The following is a 1529-nucleotide window of genomic DNA, read 5'->3' as shown; positions in this document are numbered from 1 at the left end:
CTTTCGTCGGCTGCTTATTTTTTTTATAAGACACCCACCTGTCGGACCAATTTCTGTTTGTGGTCGGGGAGGGGGCCTGATGCCCGCCTGCCGGTACCGGCAGGCGGGCATCAGGCCCGGGGATCCTGAACAACTCTTGCATCTTGGACCTGGGTCAGGCCAAGCCGCCGCAATTCGCAAAGCAGGCAGGTCGGAGAGGTGCTTCCTCAGGTGTAGGGCTAAACCCCACCGGGCCTACGCGGGAGGGTCTCAGTCGGTGTAGGTGGGGCCGAGCTCCGGGAAGAGCCGGGCAACCTCGAAGGTCGCCCAGTCCTCCACCCCCTGCACCAGGTCGGGGTGGGGGCCGTTCACCGACTCGTGCCAGCCGCGGGCGCAGTGCGCGGCCTGGACCGCGACGGCGTCGAGCACCTGGGTGCGGGTGAGCGTGGGAGGACCCGATGTCACGAAGTCCTCCCAGTAGGCCTGGTAGAGCTTCATGGCGAGCTCCCCCGCGTCCATCCGCACGGTACTGGTGACGCGCAGCCCCGTGATTCCCTTGACGTCGCGGTGGAATCGGGCATGCGCGGCGCGGGGGTGCGGGAGGGAGAAGCGCTGGTCGATGTAGCGGGCGCGGGTCCATCGGTTCTGGCTTCGCGACAGTTGGTCAACCGCGTTGATCGTGGCGATCAGCTGGCAGAGTTCAGTAGTGAACCGCTCGGCGCCGCCGCCGGTGTGGCCGAGCCGAGGTGAAGCCCACAGTGTCACTTCGTAATGGGCTCCCTCGTCAGTGGGGGCTGGCCGGTAGCGGGCCCTCAGTCCCTTGAAGTGCGAGAGGCCGCCGTTCAGCTGCATGCATCCGTCGTCTATGGTGATCTCTCCCCCGTCGGCGGTACGGATCAGGTACCACTCCAGTGCCGGCTCGGGCGAGCTCCACCGCTCGAAGGTGACGCGGTGGGCATCAAGTGCTTCGCCGAGTGCAGTGGCAAGCCGGTCGTTCTGTTTCTGCGCGGGAGGTGAGGAGGCCGCGAGGGCTGCCACGACTGCATGGTGGGTGGTGAGCCACCTCCGAAGGTGGGTCATCGTGTCACGGATCCGGCGGATGGTCGTGCGTCGGCGCCGTGTGATGACGGGCCAGTGGCCCTCGCCCTCCACGCCGGTTTCGCCGTCGAGGAGCATCCACAGGACGCTCTCGTTCACGTAGTCCGGGCGGAGGTAGAGCGTGCGGTCGCGGCCGGAGTGCACGACATGGAGAACCACGCTGAAGCCATCGGAGAGGTTGACTGCTTCGGCCGGGAATCCTGCCTCGCTGCATGCAGCAGCAAGGGCGAGGGCGGTGCTTTCGGATGCCATGGAGACTTCCTTGGTTGGGTCTGCGGCGGCCTGCGCGGGAACGGTGAGCGCGTGGGCCTGCACGGGGATGAGGTGGGTGCTGCTCCTCGCAGCGGATTCTGTGTCGCTAGTGCTGTGACCGCATAGGTTCGCCGGGTTGGTACCGGAGGGCCCTGGACCGGTTGGATGTCGTGAGACGTTCAGCTCGGAAGGGGGCCCGG

The 1529-nt window shown here is 66.6% G+C and carries 1 protein-coding gene; it reads right to left on the bottom strand.

The window, feature by feature from the left end; translation table 11 throughout:
- Positions 1-249 precede the first annotated feature (249 nt).
- Positions 250-1329 carry a hypothetical protein gene (locus ACFWIC_RS39435; protein ID WP_380521905.1) on the bottom strand — a complete coding sequence of 360 codons (1080 nt, stop codon included), beginning with the start codon at positions 1327-1329 and terminating at the stop codon, positions 250-252.
- Positions 1330-1529 lie beyond the last annotated feature (200 nt).

The sequence above is a fragment of the Kitasatospora sp. NPDC127035 genome (genome assembly GCF_042726075.1).
In the GTDB taxonomy this organism is placed as follows: Bacteria; Actinomycetota; Actinomycetes; order Streptomycetales; family Streptomycetaceae; genus Kitasatospora.
Note: the sequence above shows the minus strand (reverse complement) of the source record. Positions and strands in the feature narration are given on the sequence as shown.